The sequence below is a fragment of the uncultured Campylobacter sp. genome, assembly GCF_963517995.1.
In the GTDB taxonomy this organism is placed as follows: Bacteria; Campylobacterota; Campylobacteria; order Campylobacterales; family Campylobacteraceae; genus Campylobacter_A.
Window position 1 is genome coordinate 1 of record NZ_CAUQHQ010000019.1, and the last position, 23744, is coordinate 23744.

The 23744-nt window shown below is 46.9% G+C and carries 26 protein-coding genes; 3 read left to right on the forward strand and 23 right to left on the reverse strand.

Annotation, left to right across the window (positions count from 1 at the left end; all coding sequences use genetic code 11):
- Window positions 1–56: 56 nt before the first annotated feature.
- From RYL88_RS03470 to rpmH, 14 genes are all read right to left on the reverse strand, one after another.
- On the reverse strand, window positions 57–212 hold the full coding sequence (locus tag RYL88_RS03470) for a hypothetical protein (protein WP_314988978.1): 156 nt from the start codon (window positions 210–212) through the stop codon (window positions 57–59).
- Window positions 213–371: 159 nt separating this feature from the next.
- The gene (gene purH / locus RYL88_RS03475; protein WP_314988979.1) at window positions 372–1910 is read right to left on the reverse strand and encodes a bifunctional phosphoribosylaminoimidazolecarboxamide formyltransferase/IMP cyclohydrolase; all 1539 of its coding nucleotides are present in this window, start codon (window positions 1908–1910) and stop codon (window positions 372–374) included.
- A 383-nt stretch (window positions 1911–2293) separates the two neighbouring features.
- Window positions 2294–3046, reverse strand: coding sequence for a TerB family tellurite resistance protein (locus RYL88_RS03480; protein ID WP_314988980.1), 753 nt, complete (start codon window positions 3044–3046; stop codon window positions 2294–2296).
- A 4-nt stretch (window positions 3047–3050) separates the two neighbouring features.
- Window positions 3051–4109 (reverse strand): hypothetical protein, encoded by a 1059-nt coding sequence (locus tag RYL88_RS03485; RefSeq protein ID WP_295143576.1) that lies wholly within the window; start codon window positions 4107–4109, stop codon window positions 3051–3053.
- Between the two features lie 216 nt (window positions 4110–4325).
- Window positions 4326–5447 carry a hypothetical protein gene (locus RYL88_RS03490; RefSeq protein ID WP_314988981.1) on the reverse strand — a complete coding sequence of 374 codons (1122 nt, stop codon included), beginning with the start codon at window positions 5445–5447 and terminating at the stop codon, window positions 4326–4328.
- 101 nt (window positions 5448–5548) lie between these two features.
- Window positions 5549–6508, reverse strand: a complete 960-nt coding sequence (locus RYL88_RS03495; RefSeq protein WP_314988982.1) for a hypothetical protein — start codon at window positions 6506–6508, stop codon at window positions 5549–5551.
- Complete coding sequence (gene purL, locus RYL88_RS03500; protein WP_314988983.1) at window positions 6509–8698, reverse strand: phosphoribosylformylglycinamidine synthase subunit PurL; 2190 nt, start codon at window positions 8696–8698, stop codon at window positions 6509–6511.
- A 312-nt stretch (window positions 8699–9010) separates the two neighbouring features.
- Window positions 9011–9454 carry a hypothetical protein gene (locus RYL88_RS03505; RefSeq protein WP_314988984.1) on the reverse strand — a complete coding sequence of 148 codons (444 nt, stop codon included), beginning with the start codon at window positions 9452–9454 and terminating at the stop codon, window positions 9011–9013.
- 408 nt (window positions 9455–9862) lie between these two features.
- A complete protein-coding gene (gene mnmE / locus RYL88_RS03510; protein WP_314988985.1) occupies window positions 9863–11182 on the reverse strand; it encodes a tRNA uridine-5-carboxymethylaminomethyl(34) synthesis GTPase MnmE in 1320 nt (439 codons plus the stop codon).
- Window positions 11179–12303: a Jag N-terminal domain-containing protein gene (locus RYL88_RS03515; RefSeq protein WP_314988986.1), complete on the reverse strand. Its 1125-nt coding sequence runs from the start codon at window positions 12301–12303 to the stop codon at window positions 11179–11181. Before RYL88_RS03515 ends, mnmE begins: the two co-directional genes overlap by 4 nt.
- Window positions 12303–13853, reverse strand: coding sequence for a membrane protein insertase YidC (yidC, locus tag RYL88_RS03520; protein WP_314989004.1), 1551 nt, complete (start codon window positions 13851–13853; stop codon window positions 12303–12305). Before yidC ends, RYL88_RS03515 begins: the two co-directional genes overlap by 1 nt.
- Window positions 13854–13864: 11 nt before the next feature.
- Window positions 13865–14206, reverse strand: coding sequence for a membrane protein insertion efficiency factor YidD (gene yidD, locus RYL88_RS03525; protein ID WP_314472039.1), 342 nt, complete (start codon window positions 14204–14206; stop codon window positions 13865–13867).
- Between the two features lie 2 nt (window positions 14207–14208).
- A complete protein-coding gene (rnpA, locus tag RYL88_RS03530; protein ID WP_295143591.1) occupies window positions 14209–14553 on the reverse strand; it encodes a ribonuclease P protein component in 345 nt (114 codons plus the stop codon).
- Window positions 14541–14675, reverse strand: coding sequence for a 50S ribosomal protein L34 (gene rpmH / locus RYL88_RS03535; RefSeq protein ID WP_002946826.1), 135 nt, complete (start codon window positions 14673–14675; stop codon window positions 14541–14543). The genes rnpA and rpmH overlap by 13 nt, the downstream gene beginning before the upstream one ends.
- A gap of 136 nt (window positions 14676–14811) precedes the next feature.
- Between rpmH and RYL88_RS03540 the strand changes: the two genes are divergently transcribed.
- Genes RYL88_RS03540 through RYL88_RS03550 form a run of 3 tightly spaced genes read left to right on the forward strand, consistent with a single transcriptional unit; the run spans window position 14812 to window position 17153 of the window.
- Complete coding sequence (locus tag RYL88_RS03540; protein ID WP_314988987.1) at window positions 14812–15288, forward strand: GNAT family N-acetyltransferase; 477 nt, start codon at window positions 14812–14814, stop codon at window positions 15286–15288.
- 39 nt (window positions 15289–15327) lie between these two features.
- Window positions 15328–15957, forward strand: a complete 630-nt coding sequence (locus tag RYL88_RS03545; RefSeq protein ID WP_314988988.1) for a uracil-DNA glycosylase — start codon at window positions 15328–15330, stop codon at window positions 15955–15957.
- Entirely contained in the window at window positions 15954–17153 is a 1200-nt protein-coding gene (locus RYL88_RS03550) for a hypothetical protein (RefSeq protein WP_314988989.1), read from the forward strand. Before RYL88_RS03545 ends, RYL88_RS03550 begins: the two co-directional genes overlap by 4 nt.
- On the opposite strand, the gene RYL88_RS03555 is transcribed toward RYL88_RS03550, so the two are convergent.
- The 9 genes from RYL88_RS03555 to RYL88_RS03595 all read right to left on the reverse strand — a co-directional run.
- Window positions 17141–17539 (reverse strand): YbgC/FadM family acyl-CoA thioesterase, encoded by a 399-nt coding sequence (locus RYL88_RS03555; RefSeq protein ID WP_314988990.1) that lies wholly within the window; start codon window positions 17537–17539, stop codon window positions 17141–17143. The genes RYL88_RS03550 and RYL88_RS03555 overlap by 13 nt on opposite strands.
- Before the next feature lie 9 nt (window positions 17540–17548).
- Window positions 17549–18637: a hypothetical protein gene (locus RYL88_RS03560; RefSeq protein WP_314988991.1), complete on the reverse strand. Its 1089-nt coding sequence runs from the start codon at window positions 18635–18637 to the stop codon at window positions 17549–17551.
- 9 nt (window positions 18638–18646) lie between these two features.
- A complete protein-coding gene (locus tag RYL88_RS03565; protein WP_314988993.1) occupies window positions 18647–19501 on the reverse strand; it encodes a cell surface protein in 855 nt (284 codons plus the stop codon).
- Window positions 19502–19783: 282 nt separating this feature from the next.
- A complete protein-coding gene (locus RYL88_RS03570) occupies window positions 19784–20311 on the reverse strand; it encodes a threonine/serine exporter family protein (protein ID WP_314988995.1) in 528 nt (175 codons plus the stop codon).
- Complete coding sequence (locus RYL88_RS03575; RefSeq protein ID WP_314988996.1) at window positions 20304–21086, reverse strand: threonine/serine exporter family protein; 783 nt, start codon at window positions 21084–21086, stop codon at window positions 20304–20306. Before RYL88_RS03575 ends, RYL88_RS03570 begins: the two co-directional genes overlap by 8 nt.
- Entirely contained in the window at window positions 21083–21550 is a 468-nt protein-coding gene (locus RYL88_RS03580; RefSeq protein WP_314988997.1) for a DUF4149 domain-containing protein, read from the reverse strand. The genes RYL88_RS03575 and RYL88_RS03580 overlap by 4 nt, the downstream gene beginning before the upstream one ends.
- 143 nt (window positions 21551–21693) lie before the next feature.
- Window positions 21694–22092: a hypothetical protein gene (locus RYL88_RS03585; RefSeq protein ID WP_314988999.1), complete on the reverse strand. Its 399-nt coding sequence runs from the start codon at window positions 22090–22092 to the stop codon at window positions 21694–21696.
- 328 nt (window positions 22093–22420) lie between these two features.
- Window positions 22421–23269: a peptide chain release factor N(5)-glutamine methyltransferase gene (prmC, locus tag RYL88_RS03590; protein ID WP_314989001.1), complete on the reverse strand. Its 849-nt coding sequence runs from the start codon at window positions 23267–23269 to the stop codon at window positions 22421–22423.
- On the reverse strand, window positions 23256–23744 hold a 489-nt coding region (locus RYL88_RS03595), incomplete at its 5' end, for a M48 family metalloprotease (RefSeq protein WP_314989003.1). The genes RYL88_RS03595 and prmC, both read right to left, overlap by 14 nt.

Below are 23744 nucleotides of genomic sequence, written 5' to 3' on the forward strand. Positions count from 1 at the left end.
ATATTAGGGCTAAGGATGTCTGTGATTTCCAGTATCTCTACGTCCTGAAAAATCTGTTAAAAAAGCCCGGTATAAGTAAGATATAACTGCGCGAAACAACTTTGTTTATTTATATTTAGCTTGTTTAAAATTTCCGCGACCTCATCCGTATTTTGTCTAAACGGATTTGGAGCTAGCTTTTCTATTTCGTTTTTGATATTTTCTTTTAGCATATAAGTTTCCTCTTTTTATCTTAGCGCAGCTATTTGCGTGGGTTCATGTAAACTAAATTTAAAAGAGCATGGAAGCCGTAAATTTTACCGCTATTTGCAAATTTAAGCCTGATAAAGCAAAGCGGCGTAGCTAATTGCCCGCCGCAAAACGATTAAATTTTAGTGCAAAAAGTGGCGCACGCCGGTAAAATACATCGCCATGCCGTGCTCGTTTGCCGCCTGTACGACCTCGTCGTCGCGGATGCTGCCGCCAGGCTGTATCACGGCCTTCACGCCCACCTCGCTTGCGATATCGATGCTATCGCGGAATGGGAAAAACGCCTCGCTAGCAAGCGCGCAACCGCGCAAATCAAGCCCCATATCGCGCGCCTTAGCCACGGCCGCACGTGCGGCGTCCACGCGGCTAGTCATACCCATGCCGATGGCGACCACGGCGCTGTTTTTCACGTAAACGACGCAGTTGCTTTTCGTAAGAGCCGCGACCTTCCACGCGATCTCGAGATCTTTTAGCTCGGCTTCGCTAGCTGCGCGCTCGGTTTGTAGTTTCATATTTTCTAGCTCGCTAGCTTTCACCTCGTCGCTTTGCTGATAGACAAAGCCGCCGTCAACGTGCTTGAAGTCGTATTTGTCGTTTGCGCGCTGTAAAAATTTATTGCCCTGGGTAAAAATTTTGATGCGCTTTTTGGCTTCAAATACCGCAAGCGCATCCTCGTCCACGTTTGCGGCGATGATGACCTCGACGTAGATTTCGTTGATTTTCTCGGCCAAAGCGCGGTCTAGCGTACCGTTTATCGCCACGACGCCGCCGTATGCGCTGACGGGATCGCACTTTAGCGCTTCGACGTAGCTTTCTAGTAGATTTGATTTTAAGGCAAAGCCGCAAGCGTTAGCGTGCTTGACGATGGCGACCGCAGGCGCTGTATCAAAGCTGCTTGCTAGCGCTAAAGCGGCGTTTATATCGGTAATGTTGTTAAAGCTAGCTTCGCCTTTTAGCGCGGTGAAGTTGTTGCTGAAAAAGTAATCAAACTCGTATAGCGCGCCCTTTTGGTGAGGGTTTTCGCCATATCTCGCGTCAAAAACCTTGCTGCCGGCGATAAATTTCATCTCGCCAAAGCCGCCGTTAAAGCGCTCGTTCATGTAGTTTGCGATCATCGAGTCGTAGGCTGCGGTGTGCTCGTAGGCTTTTATCATCAAATTTCGCCTAAAAGTAGCCTTCTCGCTCTCGTCTGCGCCCTCTATGACGCGCAAAACCTCGTCGTAATCAAGCGGACTCGTGACGATATAAACGCTAGCGAAGTTTTTAGCCGCCGATCGCACCATCGCAGGGCCGCCGATGTCGATGTTTTCGATGATCTCGTCAAAATCATCGGTGCGGATGGTAGTTTGCTTAAACGGATATAAATTTACGCAGACCAGATCGATGCCGCCGATGCCGTGCTGTGCGGCTTGGCTTAAGTGGTTTGCGTCGTTTCGCTTGTGCAATATCCCGCCGTGAATCTTTGGGTGCAGGGTTTTCACGCGCCCCTCAAACATCTCGGGCGAGCCCGTGTATTCGCTCACTTCGACCGCCTTTACGCCCTGCTCTTTTAACAGTTTGTGCGTGCCGCCCGTGCTTAATATCTCAAAACCTAGTCGCTCGAGTCCTTTTGCAAACTCTACGATGCCCTCTTTGTCGCTGACGCTGATTAGTGCTCTCATTTATATTCCTTTCTTTTTTGGGCTTTTCTTTTTCTACTTATGCTTCGTTAGCTTTTAAATTTTAAGCTCGATGAACGATATGTTCTATCTACGCTTAAAATTTAAAACCCGCCTCGCATAAGCGAAAAATAATGCGCCCAGTTATTGCCGGTTTGTTTTTTGGGGTGCTTTTTGATACTTTGCAAAACCCATCTCATCCGCTCGCGGCTACGAGCGTAGCGAAGTAGAAAATACCGCGCCGAAATTTGATTAAATTTTAAGAACCCAAAAGCGTAGAATTTTGAGATGGATTTAAATGTTGTGCAGAAAATTTTGGGCAAGGCTAGACAGATAGTCTGCCGCAGTCCCAAAATTTTCAAACTCATTTAAAGACACTCAAAAGGCTAGCTTTTTTGTTTTATGGTTTCATACGCCTCATTTATCTCTTGCAGTTTTCTGGTACTTTTCTCTATCATCTCCTCGCTCTCGCCGCGCCCCATCAAAATGTCGGGATGATATTTTTTCACCAGTTCGCGGTAGCGCTTTTTTACCTCGTCAAACGGCGCGCCCTCTTTTAGTCCAAGCACGTCGTAAGGGCTTTTAGCGCGTTTTACGTACGGATCGCTTCGGCCTCCCGTACCTTGCCGCCTTTGCCCGTAAAAATCGTCAAATCTCTTTAAAATCGACCAAAAATCGATCTCGTTAAGTCCAAATCCCAAAGCGATTTGCTCGATGACGTTATGCTCGCTTTTACTAAATTCGCCGTCTATATAGGCCAAATTTAGTAAAAAAGATAGCTTCGCGGCCGCGGCGTCTTGGCTAAGGCGGAAGCGATCTTTATACTGCCGCGCTATAAAATAGGCATTATGCACCGTCTCTTTTTCGCGGTTATAGATCTGCTTTAGCTCCGCCCTCATCGCTGCGTCGTTACCGAGCCTTAGCGTGATATCGTCTAGCGTCTCGCTGATGAGGCGAGCTTCTAGCTCGTTTACCCTGCCGTCGCTTTTGGCGACTTTGGCGAGCAAGCTAACTAGAAATTTAGCCTCTTCAAACATCGCTCTTTTTCGCGAACTACCTAAATTTACGGGATTTTGACTAAAATTTGAGACCAGATAATAAATCCCGTAAAATATCAAAAACCAAAAAATGAAACTCAAAATATCACCATAAATGATAAATCGTATTTTTGAGTTTGCCGCCTACTAGCTCGTTCTTGCGCCACGAGCTCTCGTCGTTCATCACGTTCCAGCGGCGCTCGTCGGGGCGATAGAACCAGTCTTTGTCGATCTGATAATAAATCTGCTTGCCGTTTGCCTCGATGATGTTTGCGATGTTGTTGTCGTGGTAGCTGTTCTCGTCGTAGTCGGTAAACGCGCGCTGTCCCATCTCGGAGTAAAGAAGCGTAAGCTCTTGCAGCATCTCGTTTAGCTCGTTGTCCATCTTTTGCACGTGCAGTCCGATCTCCTCGGCCTCGCGGAAAAGTATCGGATAATCATGCGCCGGATAGTCGCTGTTTAGGCGCTCGGAGATGTTTTGGATCTTTGCCTCGTCGTTCATATGATAGCGCAAAAGCTCGCAGCAAATCTTTAGCGAGAGCGAGCTAGCGCGGTCTACTGCGCCGAAAACCAGCGGATGGATGTAGTTATATAGCGATTTATACGGGTTTTCGTCGTTGTCTTTTTCGTGCATTTTCCACAGTTTTATCACGCGGTTTAGCTCGTCCATCGACACGCTAACGCGCTCGTTGCCGTTATCTATCGGGCTCATCGCGTGCTTTAGCGAGGTATCGACGGCGGTTAGATACGCTAGCGGGCCCATCACTATCTCGTTTGCGCCAAGCGCCATCATAGTCGCGGCCGACGCGCAGTTAGCGGGGATAAGCGCGGTGATGTTTTTGCAGTAGTTTCTAAGAGTGCTGATGATACGAAGCGCCGCGATACCGCTACCGCCGTCGCTTTTGATAAACAAAAACGCGTTTTCTATCTTTTTACCCTTTAAAATTTCATACATCGCGCTCGCGTCGTTGCCGCAGACGCTGCCCGCGTTTGAGTTGTAGTATGTGATGAGCGTGCCGCCTAGTTTGGCCTCGACCTCTTTTAATACCTGCTGCGTCTCGCTAAATAGCACCGGCGGCTTAGCTACGCTTTTTTGATCCATTCCTCTGCCCTCCTTTTGCGGCTGCTCGTCCTCTTTGTTGTTCAAAAAGTCTTTCCAAGACATCTACTTTTCCTTTCGTTGATTTATAAATTCGTTTGCGCCTAAAGCCGTTTTGTTTTTCGTCTCCTTTTTTGATTATTCGGCTTTGATCCGTCTAAATTTAGCTTGCTAAATTTGATTAAAAGCGTTAGGCTAGCTCCAATTTTAGCCTTTTTAAACTTATTAAATTTTAAGTTCGGCTCAAAAACGTTAAAACGGCTTAAATTTTAGTCTTTAAGCTTACAAAATCGGCTTTAAATTTGCATAAACGCCAATCTCTGCCGCGTCCGCTTCAAAATAGCGATCCGGCTCGCCTAGCTCGTAGCGCGTAAATATCAATTTGCCCTCAAAGCAGTCCAAATCGCAAATTTGCGACGTTATCTCGCCTGCGCCGTCTATTTTAGGCTCAAAGCCCGCCAGCGCGATCTCGGCGATAAACTCAAATTTGCTCGCGTCAAAAAGATAGTGACGAAAATATCCATCGTCGCGCACGAGCCAAATTCGGTCGCTAAGCGGCGCGATACCGCCTAGCATAAATCCCCGAATCTCGCCGTCTAGCGCGATCTCGTCAGGAAAGCTAAATCTGCGTAGCGGCTCTAGCTGAGGGTAGCTTGATATGACGATCTCTTGCTCGTATAAATTTAGCAGCACCGCTTCGCGCGCGAAGTTGCTTTTTAAATCGCGCGGTTGATTGCCTATCTGGCTTTCGGACTCTTTTGCGTTGCCGCCCAAAATACATTTTTGCCTGTGCGTTTGCTCGTTTTGGCATTTGTATTTTGACGCGCCTTCTAGCTCTTTGCCAAATTTATCATCAGGCACGTAGTTTCCTCCGCGCTCGCCGTTTTTGCCGGCCGTAACGAATAAAAAACTAAAATCGTCCTCAAGCTCGGAGGTTAAATTTAATCCGCTTCCCTTTGCCTGCAAGAAAAACGACCTAGAGCCGTCCTGCCCGGCGCCAAGACCTACGGCCATACCGCCCGTTTGCGGCAGCTCGTCCATCCAGACGCCTGAATTTTTAAGCTCATCAGGTAGCGCTAAATTTGCCCTTAGCTCGCCGCCGTAGCCGTAAAGCAAAATCGAAATTTGCTTCTTGCTATCTCGCCCAGCTAACCAAATTTGAGCCGCGCGAGGTTCAAATTTAGCATAGATTATCGGCTCATTTAGGCTAAATTTTAGCTTGCGATCAAAGCCGTAGAGTTTAAAACCGGGCTCCTCGCCCTCGTATTCGTCGCCCCAAACTGCAACTAGCTTTGCTAGCGTATCAGCGCTAAAGCAAAATTTACTCGCGCCAAAATCGGCAGCATTTATACCGCCGTATCTAGGATCGCCGTCAAGCTCGGTAAAATCGCTAATTACTATCACGCTCCGCCTTAAATTTAGTAAAATTAGCCGCTAAAATCGCGCGGCGCGGCTTAAGCTATATGCCCTGCGCTAATCGCCGGACGCCTCGCAAACGCTAGGTTTTATCTCTTGCCTCCAAGCTTTACGGCGGCTAAAATTTGCGCTACGACGTCCGCAAAATCGGCCGTAAAATAGCGCCTTATTATCTGAGTTTCTTTGTTTTTTTTCGTAACGTTTTTTATGATTTTGTCCCAAAATGCAGCGATTTTACCCTCTACTAGCTTTAGCGCGGTTATCTCGCTGCGCACGTAACCCCACTCCTGCGCATAAGGCAAAAATCCCTCTATCGCCGCCTCGTCTATAAAACGCAAATTTTGGGCGTCAAATACGTAATGACGATAACCGCTCGCAAAACTGACGCTAGTTACCAGCCAGACGCCCAGGCTAAGCGGGATAATGCCGTTTAGCAAAAACTCGCCGTCTAAATCCCGCGCAAGCTGCGTTTGGTCGAAATTTATCTCCCTTAGCCGCGCTAAATCGGACGCGCGGGCGATGAAGGCGAGATTTTTTGAACTACACATAAATAACGCTCGCTCGCCGTCCAAGAGCGATAAAAAAATATTTTCGCCGTAAGGTAGCACTTTTATCTTGTCGTTTTCAAGCCGCGCTAAAAATCCGCTAAAGCCGTCTGCGCCGCAATCAAACTCCACGGCGACCGCCGCGCCTAGCGGCTTTACCAAAACTAACGCGCCCCTGGATCTAAGCGCGTCAAGCTCCTCTTTAGCGATCAAATTTCGCTCGTAGTCGTAGACTAAAAGCTCGCACGCAAGCTCGCTAGTTTTCTTAACCAGCCAAATTTGCGCGCATCCTGGCACAAAGGCAAAACGTAAAAAATCGCCGCCTATCTCCCAGATAAGCTCCTTTTTGACGTTAAACAGCTCAAATTTAAAAGCTCCGATACAACCAACCAAAGCCGCGTTTTTATCGAAGTCTATTTTATCCGGACTTTTGCCGAATTTTTCGGCGCCAGGTATAAGGCGCGGATCAAAATTTACCTCTTTAAAGCCGTTTAAGATTATCATTTAGCTTTCTTGCTTGATAATCTTGGCAAACTCGCTAAAATAAACCTCGCTAACGTCGCTTAGCTTTTCATCGATATCGTTTAGCTTAAATTTATCTCCGCCCACGCTGCCGATTTTTTCAAATTTGACGCCGTGTTTTGCGGCTAGAGATTCAAATTTACCCTCGTCTTTCACGCCGACGATCGCGCGCGAAAAGCTCTCGTCAAAGATGAAATTCGGCTTTTTAACGTCAAATTTACACTCCGCGCCAAGCCCGCTTAGGCACGCCATTTTTGCTAGCGTTATGGCCACGCCACCCACGCCTACGCTGTTTGCAAACTCTAGCGCGCCCGATTTATTTGCCTCGATGGCCAAATCCCACAGCGCGCGCTCTTTTTTATAGTCCACCGCAGCTAGCTCGCCGCCAACCGCGTCAAATAGCGCCTTAGCGTAAAGCGACGCGGCAAATTCGCCATTCGTCTCGCCAAGCACGTATATGGCCGTGCCGGCGCGAGTAAAGACGCTCGGTAGGCTCGCGTTTGCGTCCTCGTTCACGCCCACCGTCACGATCGCCGGCGTCGGATAGACGCTCACGCCCTCGGTGTCGTTATATAGGCTCACGTTGCCGCTGACGACTGGCGTATTTAGCTCGCGGCAAGCCTCTTTGATGCCCTCGCAGCCCTGCGCGAACTGCCACATGACCTCTGGATTTTGCGGATTGCCGTAGTTTAGGCAGTCGGTGATGGCTAGAGGCGTCGCTCCGCTCATCGCGACCTTTCGTCCGGCCGCCGCGACCGCTCTAGCCGCGCCGTTTTTGGGATCTACGAAATTTGCCCGCGGGTCGCACTGCGCCGCCATCGCGATCGCCCTACCCGTTTCTTTCACGCGGATAACCGCAGCGCCGAGGAGTCCGGGTTGTTTGATGGTGTTTGTTTGGATATTTGCGTCGTATTGATCGTAAATTAGCGACTTATTTAGCACCTCGGGCTCGCTAAGCAGCTTCCAAAACGCGGTTTTATTATCCGCGTTCCCCGGGATTTGTAAATTTTTGATTTCGTCTAGGTATTTTGGGCGCGCAGTCGGTCGGTCAAGCACTGGAGAAGCCTCGCTAAGCGGCGCTATCGGTATCTCGCCCGCTAGCTCGCCGTGCCAATAAAGCTCCATCACGCCGCTGTTTGTTACCTCGCCGATGATTTCGGCGTCTAGATCCCATTTTTTAAATATCTCGAGTATCTTTTGCTCGCAGCCCTTTTTTGCGCAGATGAGCATACGCTCCTGAGATTCGCTCAGCATTAGCTCGTACGGCGTCATGCCCGTCTCGCGCATAGGCACGCGGTCTAGATACATCTTCATACCGCTGCCGCTGCGTCCGGCCATCTCAAAGCTGCTCGAAGTAAGCCCCGCCGCGCCCATATCCTGGATGCCTACGACGTAATCGGTTTTAAATAACTCCAAGCACGCCTCCATCAGCAGCTTTTCGGCAAACGGGTCGCCCACCTGCACGGTCGGGCGCAGGGATTTGTTCGCGTCGTTAAAGCTATCGCTCGCCATCACCGCACCCCCGAGCCCGTCGCGGCCGGTCTTTGAGCCGACGTAGATCACGGGATTGCCGATGCCTTCGGCCCTGCCGTAAAATATCTCGTCGCTCTTACAAAGCCCGAGCGCAAATGCGTTTACTAGGATGTTGCCGTTAAAGCTAGGATCAAACGTCGTCTCGCCGCCGATAGTAGGTATGCCCATACAGTTGCCGTAGTGAGCGATACCCGCGACCGCGCCTTTTAGCAGATAGCGCTGTTTTCTCGCGTTTTCGCTCTCGCCCCTCACTTCACCGAATCTCAGCGAGTTCATATTCGCCACGACCCTCGCGCCCATCGTAAATACGTCGCGCAGTATCCCACCCACGCCCGTCGCCGCGCCCTGAAAAGGCTCGATGAAGCTCGGGTGGTTGTGGCTCTCCATCTTAAACACCGCCGCGACGCCGCCTCCGACGTCGATGACGCCCGCGTTCTCGCCTGGGCCCTGGATCACCCACGGCGCCTTGGTCGGGAAGCCGTTTAGGTACTTTTTACTCGATTTGTAGCTGCAGTGCTCGCTCCACATCGCAGAAAATATCCCAAGCTCGAGCAAATTTGGCTCTCTGCCTAGGATTTTAAGTATATTTTCGTATTCGTCGTCGCTAATTTTGTGCGCTTTTACGGTAGCTTTGTCCATTTTTAGCCTTTAAAAAATTTTGGTTGATTTTACTTAAATTCGTATAAAAACTTGATAAACCAAAGAGACGAAAATGAGGCAAATTTGACGGGTAAAATTTGGCGCCGCATGCAAATTTACACTACCGCCTTTTTATAATATTTGCGCCGCGTTACAAAACTAAACGATTTAAAAGCGCCTAAGCCTTAATTAAGAATAAATTCAGCTCTAAATTTAGCCGAATAAAAATTAGCATTTTTGGGGTGCGGATCTTGGCAAGCGGCTCAAATTTTAGGTAAAAACCGCATTTTGCATTAAAATTTATCTCACAGCTCAAAGCCCGCGCAGTTTTTCAAACTCCTTGCAGCCCTCTTTCTCACCCGCATCGCACGACATTTTGAGATATTTTTTCATCTTACGAGAATACGCTTTTGTTATACCCATTTCGTCCGTCTTAGCAAAAAATTTAGCATACAAACAATCCATCCCGCCGCGCTCGTCGCAGTCTTTTTTAAAAAGCGCCGACATTTTTTCGTCAACTCTAAGTAGCGTTTGATAGTATTTAGCGGCGTTTAGGCATTCGCGGCTCTGGCCCGACTCGCACGCTAGCTTCGTGCAGGCAAGCTTTGAGTCGCTCTCGTCCTTCGAGTCGCAGACTTTTTGCAGCGCCGCTAACCCCTTTTGTCTGTCGTAAACAGGGATGTTTTCGTCCAAACGCTTGTCCGCTAGCTGCTCGCATGAGGCTATGCTAAAGGGCAAAATCGATCCGCAAAGCATCTCTATCGTTTTTATTTATTTTTCGCTGCGAGCGGTATCTACGCTCAGATTCGCATCCTTTGACGCGTCTACGGCAAAAGCCGAATTTACGACAACCGCAAAAATCAAAATTTTAAACGGATTCATATTTTTCCTTTTTATGAGTTTGTTCGCCCTTAGTAGTTTTAACGAGTTTCGCGCCGGGCGCTTGGCCAAATTTAGTCACAAAAAATGAGCGTAGGGTAAATTAGCCGTAGCTTTACGACGAGTTTGGCGAGCAAATTTACCGCATTTTTCGTTTTACTCTTTTTTAATTTTATTCGTTAGGCGTGCTGCGCTCTTTCATTTTAGCAAAATTGGCATTTGGCTGGAATGCGGACGCCATTCATGCTAGCCCTAGCAAGCTGCGGATTTTGCAAAATGAGCTCGCTACTTGCCCAGGCAAAAGTTACTAAACATTTCGTCTAAAATTTCGCTTCTCTCAAACGGCTTTGTGATCGACGAGATTTGCTCTATCGCCGTATTTAGCTCGTAAGCAAAAAGCTCGAGCTCGGACTGGGCGAGTAAATTTAACGCCCTTTTTATCGCCTCGCTCGCCGCTTCGCAGCTTGAAATTTGACGAGCGGAGTTTAGCAATATCTCGCTCGTCTCCTGGGCATCGAGATAGGTTTTTAGATTGCTTATTATCTCGTCCGTTCCTTGCTTTGCGCAAATTTTTATCGGATTTTCGGGACTTGTAAATTTAACGCCGAGGTCGCATTTATTTAAAACGTAAAAAATCTTTTTTTGCGAGTTTTTTAAAAGCTCCAGGATCTCGCTATCCTGCTCGTCGGCCTCCTGCGACGCGTCAAAAACGGCCAAAATGACGTCGGCCTCCTCGATAGCCCGCAGCGAATACGAAATGCCGATCTGCTCGATCTTGCCCGCGTTTTTGCGGATACCTGCGGTATCGATGATGCGTACTAGATGAGTACCGATTTTTAGGGCTTCCTCGATACTATCCCTAGTCGTGCCGGCCTCGTCGCTGATGATCGCGCGCTCGTAAGACAAAAGCGAGTTTAAGATCGAGCTTTTTCCGACGTTTGGCTTGCCGACTATCGCGATTTTAAAGCCCTCGAGCAGCCCTTTTCTACTCTGGCTTATGGCGACGATTTTATCTAGTTTGGCACTGTTTTGTTTTAGCATTTGGTTGATGTTCTCTAGCAGATCAGCGGGCAGGTCATCGTCGGCATAGTCGATGCTAGTCTCGACAAATGCCAGAGTTTTTACGAGCTCAGAGCGGATTTCATTCGCAAATTTAGCCAGGTCGCCCCTCATAGTGCGTGCGATTATTTTTACGCTATCCTCGCTTTTTGCGTTTATGAGCGAGTTTATCGCCTCGATCTTGCTAAAATCCATCTTGCCGTTTATGAGCGCTCGTTTGCTAAACTCGCCTGCGCGTGCGAGTCTGGCGCCGCTTTTGATAAGTTCGCCTAGGATCAAATTTGCCACCACTAGCCCGCCGTGGAGCTGAAACTCCACCACGTTCTCGCCCGTGAAGCTATGCGGAGCCTTGAAGTAAATAAGCAAGGCTTCATCTATGAGTTCATCTTCGGCGTAAATTTTAGTTAGAGTCGCATAACGCGGGACAAGATGGGTGATTTTAGTGAGTTTTAGAGCTAGGCTAAGGGCGCTTGCGCCGCTTAGCCTGATGATAGAGATCGCGCCTACGCCGTGTGCGGTGGCGACGGCGGCTATGGTGTCGTTCATTTTTTTATAAAATCGTTTACGACCAAGTATTGTCCGTCGCTGTTTGACTTGACGCCGACATACTTATCCGGGAATTTTTCGCGCAGTTTTTCTAGGGCGATCTTAACCAAAACGCCGTCTAGATGCTTTGTTTTTGCTTTGCCCGTTTCCTCGACGCGCTCGATTACGCTTTTTAGATATTGCTCGATCGCGGCCTCTTGATTTTGCAAAAACTGAGCTATTTCAAGGCGTACGCTAAGGCCGTATTTCGAACCTATCCAGTTATAAAGCAGATACGAGATCGCCTTATAGCGGTAGCCCTCTTTGCCGATAAGTAGCGCCGCATCCTCGCCGTCAAGCTCGACTATTACGGTATCGTCGTCAAATTTACGCACGTCTATTTTATCTATCGTAAAAAAATTTCCTCCAAAGAGCTTTTCTACGCCCTGCTTTATCTCGGGTAGCACTTTATCGATGTCGGCTTTTGGTTTTTGCTCTTTTTGTTTTTGAGCAAATCCGCGATCTGCGCGAGAGTCATGTTTTTCTTTTTTGGTTAAATTTGGAGCGCTTTGCGTTAAATTTGACTCGCCGCCGGAAGCCGGCGAGTCAAATTTTTCGCTACTTTTTATTTTTTCATCACCCTCGTAAAAATCGTTTTTATTAAAGGTATCAATGATTGAGTGATCAAGGATATTTTTACCGCTTTCTTTTTTTGGTCGCTCTTTTTTGTGAGGCTCATTTACTTGCAGCTCAGCGTGCGGCTCGGTAAATTTTGGCTCGTCTGCCGCACTCGTTTCATTTTGTTTGATCGTCTGGGGCTTGTGATGTTCGTGCCGATTTTTATGATTTTTTTTCTTCTCTTTATCGTCTTGGCAACCTTGCTCCTCGCCTAAGCTTTCCTTTTTCTTAAACTCCTTCTTTTTTTCGTTTATGTTTTCTTTGCGAGCGGCTTGAGGGGCTTTTTTCACTTCTTTGTGCGCGCCCTCTTTTACGGCTTCGATGATCGCCGTTTTTTTAAAAAATCCCAAAAAGCCGGCACTCGGGTTTTGCAAAATTTTGATATCAAGCTCGGTAACGGAGCAGCTTAGCTCCTCGGCAGCCTTCTTAAAAGCTTCTTGCAAATTTTCGGCTTCTATTCGCATCAGACCTTTACCTCCGCTTTTTTATGCTTTTCAAAGAGTTTATTTACGAAAATTTGTTGAATGACCGAGCAGACATTGTTTACAAACCAGTAAAGCGTAAGTCCCGCAGGGAAGGTCACGAAGAAAAATGTAAAGATAAGCGGTAAAAATTTCATTATCTTTTCTTGCATCGGGTCGCTAAACGTGGTCGGCGTGAGTTTTTGCTGAAGGAACATAGTCGCACCCATCAAAATAGGCAGCACGAAATACGGATCCATCACCGAAAGGTCGTGTATCCAGAGTATCCACGGCGCGGCTTTTAGCTCGATCGCATTTAGTAGTACGCGGTAAATCGCAAAGAAAATCGGAATCTGCATAAGTATCGGCAAGCAGCCGCCCATAGGGTTCGCGCCGTTTTTCTTATATAGCTCCATCATATGCATATTTAGCTTTTGCGGATCGCCTTTGTATTTGGCTTGCAGCTCTTTTACTTTTGGCGCCAGATCTTTTAGCTTATTCATCGATAGCATACCCTTGTAGGTGAACCAGGAAAGCGCAATCCTAACAGTCAGCGTTAGTACGACGATCGCCCAGCCCCAGTTACCGATGTAACCGTAAAGCCAATTTAAAAACGCAAACATCGGTTTTGCGATAAAGGTAAACCAGCCGTACTCGATGATGTCCACGAGCTCCTCGTTTATCTGGCTTAAAGTCGCGTGGTCTTTAGCGCCAATGTAGCCTTTGGCTTTAAAATTTTGCTCGCCTTTTACGAATATCACTGCATTGCCCGCACTGTCTTTTGAAACTACGGGATTTAAAAGTCCGTCAAATTTAAAAAACAAAGCCGTGTAGTATCTGTCGCTAGCTGCTGCTATGTTTACATTATTAAAGCTCTCGGTCGCGTCTACGTCGCCGTCCTCGATGATAGTTAGCTTGCCGTCGTTATGCTTAAGTAGCGCGCCGTGGACGGTATAGCTGTCGATAGCGACATTTGGACGAAAGCCCGGAGTCACGTAGTATTCGCCCGCGCTCACGCTAAGGTCTAGATCGTAGCTTCCGTTTGGATAAAACGTGATTTTCTTAGTTACGCTAGAGCCTTCCAAATTTTGCGTTAAAACTATGCTTTTTGGCTCGCTAGTTAAATTTATCTCGCTAACGTCGCTAGCATAAGCTACCTTGAAGGCCTGCTCGTTTAAGGCCTTGTCGCTAAAGCGAACCTCAAGCGGTAGCGGCTGAGTGCCTGCTAGCTCGATGCGATTGCCATCGGCGTTTTTGTATTTTTCGTCGGTTAGATAAAATTTAGAAATCCTGCCAAGCTCGTCGATGCGCGCCTCAAAGTGTTCGCCCTTTATTACGGCGATCTCGCGGCTTTGCGTCGCTACGGCTTGCGGAGCGCTAGCTCCTGATGCGGTATTTGCGCTCGGAGCGGCGTTTGCTTGGCTTGATCGCTGTGCCGTAACGGTTTGGTTTTGATCTAGCGGCAAATTTTTAGGAATAAAAAAATGATCGTAAGCGATAAAAAAGATAAAAGATAAAACGGTCGCTAATATCACGCGTTTTTGAACTGACATATTGTCTAACACTATTTTTCCTTTTGAAAGTCTAAATTTTTAATAACGTAGAATTTATTTTTTTTATACGGGACGAACCAAAATGCGATGTGTGATTCTAAATTTTGATTGAACATAAAAAAAGAGTCGAAATTTTTACTGATGACGGGATAGTCGATGCCGCCCTTAAAGAGTTGATTACAGCGTAAAATTCTAAAAATAACCGCAAAAAGCGCCGAGAAAAAGCCGTTAAATTTAAACTGCCAAACGGCAAATTCCGAGCATGAGGGATAGTATCTGCAAGACTTCGGAGTAAATTTGGAGATATAATCTTGATATGCTTTTATCAAAAATAAAATAGCTTGTTTTATCATTTTCATATGCCTGATTTTATACATCCGAGTTTTTTCATAGCCCAAGAGATATTTTTTTTGAGCTTTAAAAACGAGCTTTTCTCTAGCCCGTTTTTAACGACTATCACGTAAATGCCGTCTGCAAGCTCATTTGAAATCTCGACTACGACCGCTCGCAAAAGTCTTTTACATCGGTTGCGAACGACGGCTTTGCCCACCTTTTTGCTGGCTACGACGGCTAATTTGTTTTCATTGCAAGGCTTAAAAAAGACTATCGCCTCCTCGCAGTGCCATTTGACGGCCTCTTTGTAGATGCTTGAAAACTCCTTTTGGCTGCTTATAGAGCTAAATTTGCTTAAACGGCCAATCTTGCTCTGCCTTTTGCGCGTCTTGCGTTTAGCACTTTGCGGCCGTTTTTAGTTTTCATGCGGACGCGAAACCCGTGAGTGCGTTTTCTAGGGGTTTTATGAGGTTGGTATGTTCTTTTCATAAATTTTTCCTTATGGTGATTTTGATATAAGTCGGTAATTTTATCAACAAATCGCTTAAAATCCTTTTAATAAATTTTTAAACTTCGTTTTAAAATAATAAAAATATAATCGCTCATTAAAATTTAGGAGAAAATTTTGCCTTACATTATTAGAAAAGCATCCAGGGCCGACATCCCGGCCGTTTGCGAGCTGGTTAAAGAGCTGGCCGCGTACGAAAAAATGAGCGATGATGTCAAATTTACGCCCGAAATTTTTGCCGAGTCTGTTTTTGAGAAAAACTACGCCGAGATTTTAGTCTGCATAGCAGAGGGCAAAATCATAGCCTACGCGATATATTTTTACACGTTTTCCACTTTTTTGGGACTTGGCGGGATGTATTTGGAGGACTTATACGTCCAAAAAGAGCATCGCAACAAAGGAATAGGAAAAGAGTTTTTTAGGCATCTAGCTCAAATTTGCAAGGACGAAAACCTCCAACGTCTCGAGTGGACATGCCTGCATTGGAACGAGCCCGGCATCAAATTTTACGAAAAAATGGGCGCGAAAAACCAGTCCGAGCAGTGGCGAAACTACCGCTTGGAGGGTGAAAATTTAATCAAACTAGCGCTTTGATTTATCTGTTTTTAACGCCCTTTTGGATATCATCGCGCGATGAGTTACGCAAACGAAATTTTAAGAGAACTTTACTATCTGAGGGCGTTCGGGTATAAATTTGCCGATTTTTCGCCTTCGTCTGCGGCCTTGCCAAGCAGCCTTGCAGAACTAAACGCGAGCATCAAAGAGTGCAATCTATGCGAGCTTTGCAAGAGCGCAACCCACGTGCTAACGGGCCTTGGAGATAAAAGCGCTAAAGTAGTTTTCGTATTTGACGCGCCAAACGCCGCCGAGGACGCGAGCGGAGAGTTTTTAGCAGGCGACGATAAGTTTTTACAAAATTTAAATGAACTGGCCGGACTAAAAAAGGACGAAATTTACGTCACGAGCCTGCTAAAATGCAAACCCGCCGCCAAAGCTCCGGCAAGCGCATACGAGCTTTGCGAGCCGTATTTTAGCACGGAAACCCGCCTAGTCGCGCCAAAACTCATCGTAGCGCTTGGCGAAGAGGTCTTTTACAAAATGATAAAACAAAGCGCGCAAAGTTTTGAGGCAATAAGGGGAAATATAATGAAATTTAAACACTCGGCCCTGCTGGCGACTTATTCGTCTGGCGTCGTAGCGAAAAATCCAAGCAAAAAAGAGCTGTTTTTCAGCGATTTAAAAAAGATAAAAGAGTACCTATGAGAAAAATTTTAACCGCTTTACTGATCTGCTCGGCGCTGTTTGCCAGGAGCGACAAAGCCTCCGATATACCGCCGGCGAGCGAAATTTATATAAATTTAGAACCGGCAAAGTGCGACGATGCCTGCTTGCTTGATCTCGTTAAAGAGGGTCTTTTGCACAGCTTATTGGCTCGCTACGAAAACAGCTCGAATCAAGAAATTTTGCAAGCCATTAATGCCCTAAACGGCCCCTACGCAAACGTAGGCGACGAAAGCCTGACGCCAAACTCAAACGCCGAGTTTAAGATCGCAGTCATCATCCCGCAAGATAGCATAAAAAGCTACGCCGGAGTCGTCTCAAACGCGGTTATCGCCTACATCGTCAGACAAAACGCCGCTATCGACGTTAAATTTTACAACATCGGCAACGAAGCCCCAAGCGCTATCGACGGCGCCCTAGCACGCGCTAGAAGCGAAAATATCGCCTATATCATCGCGCCGTTTACGCCTGTGGGCGCAAAATATCTAAACGAGGTTTTAGACCCCGCCATGACGGCTTTCGTGCCGACCCTGCACATCTCTAGCGTCGATTCGCCGCAGGAGAATTTGATATTTGGCGGTATAGACTACAAAGGGCAAGTCGAGAAGCTACTAAATTTCTCAAACGGCCAAGTCGCGGCGTTTTCCGACGGCAGTGCGCTAGGAGCGGCGCTAAATCGCTACGCGGACGAGCTTAGCGGCGGGCTAGCCTACGAAAACGAGATCGCAAGCGGCGTCACGGATCTAAAGCCGATGCTATCCGGTAACTCAAGGCTAAGCGGCGCGACCGTTTTTCTAAACGTTCCGCTCGTGAAAGCCTCGATGGTGAGCTCCCAAATGCGCCTTTACGACGTCAAATTTAACGCCCTTTTAAGCACCCAGATAAACTACGCACCAAGCATCTTTAAGCTCACGCAACCGCAAGATAGAGAAAAGCTCTACATAGCCAACTCGATCTCCAAAACCGACGGCGCGCTAGACTCAAATAACGAAATTTTGGGGCAAAATTTGAACTTCAACTGGGTGGGTTACTCCGCTAGCGCCGGGCTTGACTACATCTACGCGACCTACCTAAACCGCGGCGCGCAGAGGCTTTTTAACGAGAGCGTCGAGGACTCACAGATCATCTACGATACAAAGGTTTTAAAAGCCGGCGAATACGGCTTTTACGAGCAATAAGAGGAGAGAAAATCCACTATCTCCTCGCTCATCTTAGCAGGCTTCAGGTTGCTAACGAACGCAACTTCGACGTCTGCTTCAAAGACGAGTTCGGGCTGGCATTCTCCGCTTAAATTTGCGATTTTATAAATTTTTTGATTTATGAGCGCGGAGGCTTTTTTTAGGCTTGCCACGCTTGTTTTTACCTCGAGTAGATCGCCAAGGACGGCGGGCTTTTTAAATTTCGCCCAAATCTCGCTCACGACAAAATGTCCGTCCTTGCTAAAAGGCTTAACCTCCGAGCCGAAAAACATCTCGCTGCGCGCCCTTTCGCAATATTTTATATAGTTTGCGTGATAGACTATACCGCCAGCATCGGTGTCTTCGTAGTAGATTCGTATTTTCACGGTATTTCCTTAGGCTTTTAGATCAAGCCCCATTTTACCTAGTTTTCTTAAAAGCTCCATTATATCCGTCCCCTTTTCCTGTTCGGCTTTTAAGAAATTTTCAAAGAACTCGCGCTTTATATCCTTATAAACATAGGTTTGGCTTTTACTAACGGCTTGGATAGGTTTAAATTTATTCTCTTCGGGCGTTTCTTTAGGAGTTTGATCGCTTGCCGTGACATCTTTTAGAGCTATATTTTGTAGTACGTCTGCGATACTCTCGCCTTTTTTAAATGCATCTTTTAAAAAACTTAAAAACTCTTTTTTAGTTGCTTCATCTGCGTAGCTCACCTGTTTTACCATCTCTTGTCCCCAAAAGACTGCAGGCCGTTTTCCTGATATCCGGTCAAAATTTAGCTTACCGTCTTTGAGCGAGATTTTGACCTTTGCGTTCTCTCCTAGTATCTTTTCGGCAGTAAATTCGAGCCATTTATCTTTGAATTTATCTATGTCCATATCGGAGTCTAGTAGCTTTGCCATATCGACCGCCATTTTAAGCCCGGTACCCTTCGTATTACCAACGCCAAAGCTTCCTATATCCACATTAAACGCGCTCATAAACCCATCTACGCTAAAAGCATCGTTTTCCGTGCTTGAATTGCTTTGCAAGACTTTCGTGCTATCTATGAATTTCTTTAGCTCTGCGACCTCGCTCTTGCTCATGCTTGGATCAAGCCCGTTTATCTTGCCCCAAATGCTGATTTTATCGTCTTCAGTATAGCCGCTTAGCGAATACGCCTTACGCGCAACCACGGGATCATAAGGTTTATATACCGGTTTTTTAAAGCCCATTTTTATAGCAAGAAGCCTATTTTGCTGCTTGTCGTTTAGTTTTGAAAACTCCACGTTTTGCGCCCAAACGGCAAGCTCGTTCTCGTCCAGCTCGTCGGGATCGAGAGCATAATAATCAATAGGTTCGGTCAAATTTGATCGAGACGACGCCGAATTTGAGGTTAAATTTATAGCCTCTTTTTCCTCGAGTGCTTTTAAATTTCGCTCGTGAGCGCTACTAAAATCATAATTTACGTTTGCGCCAAATCCGTTTACGCCGCTTATCATATTAATCCTTTATGCTTTTATGTCAAATTTACCTAGCTTTGCCAGCTGATTTAAAATTTCAGTTATATCCGTTCCTTTTTCGCGTTCGGCTTTTAAGAAATTATCGAAAAACTCGCGTCTAATGTCTTTATCTACGTAAGTCTTGCTTTTACTAGTGGCTTGGATGGGTTTAAATTTCTTTTCCCTGTTTTGCTTAGCTAAATTTTCGTTGTATTCTCTCATCTCTTGATTGATTTTTGCTACGGCTTCTTTGTGGGCTTTCGTAGTTTTCTCGATATCTTCCGCATAGAGCTTTTTAAATTCTTCTATACTGATGTCGGTTCTTTGCAGCAAAGCAGCTCCGACGTCGCCCATCGCAGCGTCTTCAGGCAAAGAGTCTTTAAAAGCTCTCAGCTCCTCTTCCTCCTCCTTTGTTCCAAGCCCCAAAAGCTTGCCCCAAATAGTCGGTTTGCCGTCTATGGAGTTACTTTTTAGCCACCACGAATACGAATCTAGCGTAAAATCGACGACCTTTTCCTTTGTATCTAGCTCGTCTCTCATTATCATCTCATGCATCTGTCCGGGCGCGTATTTTTGGGCTAGCATCGCGTCGATTTTCTCTATGGTTTTGGTTATCCAGCCTTCTTCGCTCCTATCGAAATTGATATTTTCAGCCGCAAATATCTCGTAGGTAGTTTTATTCATATACGCTTGCGCTATGCGCGCATCCTCGTCGCTTTGCGCGCTTTTTTGAGGCGTTTGGTTTAAATTTTGCTTATCGAAAGGATCGATTTTAGCGGCGCTTGCTTGCGCTTTTTGCGGATTGGCTTTGGTTTCGAAATTCGGCTGATAACCCGCCGAGTTTAAATTTATGCCTTCTATCATTTTTAAATCCTTTTAAATTTAGACTTTAAAATAAATCGGCAAATTTGAGAAAAAATTTAGGGTAAAGATAAGAAAGGCTATCAAATTTAGCCCCCGTTTCGAGAGCTAAATTTGATCCAAATTTGACGGATTGCCAAATTTTAACAAAACAATTAGCGGAAGTATTTTAAGACGGATTTAAATGCTGCGACAAAAATTTAGCCCAAGATAAGGCGTGCAGCCTATCGCAGGGCGAAATTTTCTAGCTTATTTAAGGATGCTTAAAAGACGCCGCACAAAAATTTACTTTTCGCTGGGCTTTCTCGTCGCTAGATCGCACTTAGCGCCGCGAGTAATCATCAGTGACTGATCGTAGAAAAGTATAAGCACCACAGAAACCCCGACGCCAAGTGCTAACGAGACCGTCGTGGTCGTGATCGCGTTATCGAAAAATATGATTAGGTATTCGTTTTTCTTAGCGATATTAGGCTCGTTTAGAAACGAAAATAGCGCCAAAATGCCCTTATACGCATAAACTCCAGGCACCATCGGCAAAAGCGCGGGAAACGCGATGATCTCGGCCGGCACTTTTAGCCGTTTGGCAAAGAGCATACCTAAAATCCCGCTTAAAAATGATACTATGAGAGTGGCGACGCTGATGTTAAAAAATCCCATCTGCATGATCCAAAAGCGGCTAGCGTGCGCAAACGCCGCAAGCAGCGCGCAAAATGCGAGAGTCCTTTTTGGCGGCGAGCTAGCGTAGGCAAAGCCAAGCCCAGCCACTGCGGCAAAAGCGCCGTCTATGAGAGTCGCGGTCAAAAGCTCAAACATGTAAAATCTCCGCGTTGCTAAGCGAGAGCGTGATATAGACGCCCACAGCGATGCAAAGTATCAGGATACCTGTACTCACGGCTATACGTTTGCCTACGAGCGTGTTGTCGTTTATGATATCAAAGACCGAGTTTATGAGAAAAACGCCCGGCATCAAAAATAGTATCGACGAGCCGATCGCCACGTCGCTAGTGTGCGTAAAGCCGTAAAATACGCCAAGATAGGCGATAAAAGAGACCACGAACGAGACTAGGACGTACTGGATTTTTAAATTTACGCCAATTTTAGCAAGCGCAAATCTAAGGCTATACCCCACGAGCGTCGCAAAAAATACGCATACGACAGAGCCCGCGTCGCCGCCAAAAAGTCTGCAAAACGCCGCATTTGCAAGGCTTATTAAAATAAGCGAACTTGCAAATTTGTTCGCACCTATGCGCATGACGCCCTCAAACTGCTCTTTTGCCTCGTCTAGGCTCAAATTTTCATCCAAGATCCGCCAGCTAAGCGACGAAAGCTCGGAAATGCGGTTAAAGCTCACCTGCCCTAGCGGGATCTTTTTTACGTAGGTTCGGCGCAGGGAGTTGTCGGCCGAGTCCATGACGCTAATCGTAAAATACTTCACGAAAATCGTCACGCTAACGTCGTATCCGTAGCGCCTAGCGACGCGGTCTACGCACTTTTCGACGCGCGCGGTGTAGGTGCCCGCGCTCACCATCGCCGTCGTGTAGTCAGATAGAAAATCGGTTAAAATTTGGATATCGGGCTTTGTGCTCATTTTTCGGCGGTTTTAAATTTGATAAAAAACAAAACAAGCTGCGCAAACAGCATCAGCTTCATCGTCCATTCGCTAGCCGCGTGCATCTGTGCAAACTCGGCCGAGCGCGTCGCCGCCTCGCCCACAGCCTGCGCGTCCATGACGAAAGGCGTGAAGTAAAACACGAACGAGAGCGCGAGGGCTAAATTTATCGCGCAAAGCATACCCATGCTAAATTTAGCGGCGAATTTGATGCTGGATCTAAACGAAACAAGCTCGCAAAGTGCGATCAGGACGCTAACTGCTAGCAAGGCGTAGTTAAATTTAACAAATATCGTAGCCATCAGTTTGCCGCTTTGAAAATGCGTAAGTACGCCCTCGCCAAGAATGCTCTGCGGATAAAAAATCGTGGGTGCGACTAGGGCACCCAGAGCTAGCTCCGTGCCGATGAGCGCGCCAAGAAGTAAAAAATAAACGCTTTTCATATTTTTCCTTTTTTTGATTTACCGCACGCATTTTAGGGTTAGGGCGTTTAAATTCGGCTAAATTTAGGCGCAAATTCGGCAAAAATGCTTGTTAGCACGGTAAATTTAGCGCTAGCGCCGCGTAATTTAACGCGTTTAGAAATTTAATCCTGCTTCGCGCTCGTTTTATCTATATAAAATTTCGCGCTTTCCGTGCGCCACGCGCCGTAGGGCAGCTTGGCTTGCATCGTTAGGTGCAGTATACCCTTGATACATTTGCTATCTTGCTTGTCGATAGATAGCGCCCTAGACCTGCCTACATCCACGCATTCGCCGCTTTTGGCCGAGTAGCCTATCTCCAAAACGCCAGACAGCACGCTATCCATAGCCTGTCTATAAAGCGTAACGACGTTTACGCGCCCGAGCTTAAAATGATCGTAGCTCCAGTTAGCTAGCCTTTGATAGCCCGAGTTTAACGCGGTTTGCACGCATTTTTCGCCCTTGCCGCAAAGCAAAGCCGCAAGCGCCCAGTAGTCGCGGTCGCCGTTAGCTAAGCGCTGCAAACACCTCTGCGTCCACTCGGGACTATCGGCACCCAGTTCCGTCCTGTAAGGCTTTAGAGAGTTTTGCAGATACCCGCACTCGTGCAGCGCGCCCAGAAAATTTATCCGAGCGTCGATGTCGGAAAGGTCGCGGCCAAGGCATGCCGCAGCGACGCAAAGCGCGAACTCGCCCTTGCTTTTTGCTTTTGATTCCAGATTTTTTAGCTTGGTTTGGATGCTCGTTTTATTCCTCTCCGTTTAAATTTAGCGGTTTTTGCGCTGGCGCCCGGCTTTGCTAGCTAAAACGCCGATAAAGCACGGTAAATTTCGTGCGCAAACCGCGTAAAATTTAAAAATTCGCAAATATATTTCGCGCTACGAATCCACGGTCAAATCCAGCTAAATCCTTGTAAAACTTCGCCTCGAAGCGGTTAAATTTAAGCGCGTTTTGCATGCTTTCTTTTTGGTCGTAGCCCATCTCGCAGGCTAGGTATTTTACGCCGCGATTTTTAGCGACGAGGATTATGTTTTTTAAGATCTCGTCGCCTTTTGCGCCGCCAAATAGCGCCTCGTGCGGCTCGTTTAGTACGAATTTATCAAGCCCGTAATCCTGCGCGATATATGGCGGGTTTGAAACGAGCAAGTCAAACCGTCCGTAAATTTGATCTAGATACGCGCATTTTACAAACTCTATCCTATCCTCTATGCCAAATTTCTCGGCGTTCTGCCTAGCTAAATTTAACGCTTCGTCGCTGATATCGGAGGCTATGATTTTAGCCTTTGAGTTTAGTGCGAGGCAGATGCTGATTATCCCGCTTCCCGCGCCGATCTCGGCGATTAGGGGCGACTCATTTTGCGTGGATAAATTTGATAAAACTTCAAGCGATCTTTCGACTAAAATTTCAGTCTCGGGGCGCGGGATCAAGACGCCCTTTTTTACGTTAAAAGTAAGCCCGTAAAAGCCCGCCTCGCCCGTGATATATTCAAGCGGCTCGTGATTTGCGAAGCGTTTTGCTAGCGCAAAATATCCGTCCGCATCCTCTAGCTCGCGGTTTAAATTTAAAAATATCCACTCGATTTTTACGTCGAGGTGTCGCATCAAAAGCGCCTTGGCTACGCGCGCCGGATTTGCGCCTCTTATCTCGCACGCAGGCGCAATAAGCGAGGAGGCAGCCTTTAGCGCGTCATTTACCGTCATTTTCCAGCTCGTTTATACGCTCAAAGAGGCTTGGGTGCGAGTGATAGACGAACGCGTAGAGCGGATGAGCCTTCGGGAAGGCCTTGTTTTCGGAGCCTAGCTTTTTTAGCGCGCTTATCATGTCGGCTTTGTTTGAAACCTCGCCTGCGAATTTATCGGCGCCAAATTCGTTCGCGCGGCTAAAATACGAGCTCACGGGCGAAAATAAAAATCCGAAAATCGGCGAAAAAAGTAGCAAAAACACGATCACTCCGCCGCCGCCGTGATGAAGCCCCAGCGCGCCATACGCCGCGTCAGGGATGTTACCGAATATCAAAAACATCGCAAAAAGCATAACTGCGCTTAGAGCTATCATTTTTAGGATATCTTTGTGCTTAAAATGCCCCAGCTCATGCCCCAAAACGGCGATTATCTCATCTAAGCTTAGTTTTTTAACGAGCGTGTCGAAAAGCACCACGCGTTTAGTCGCGCCAAG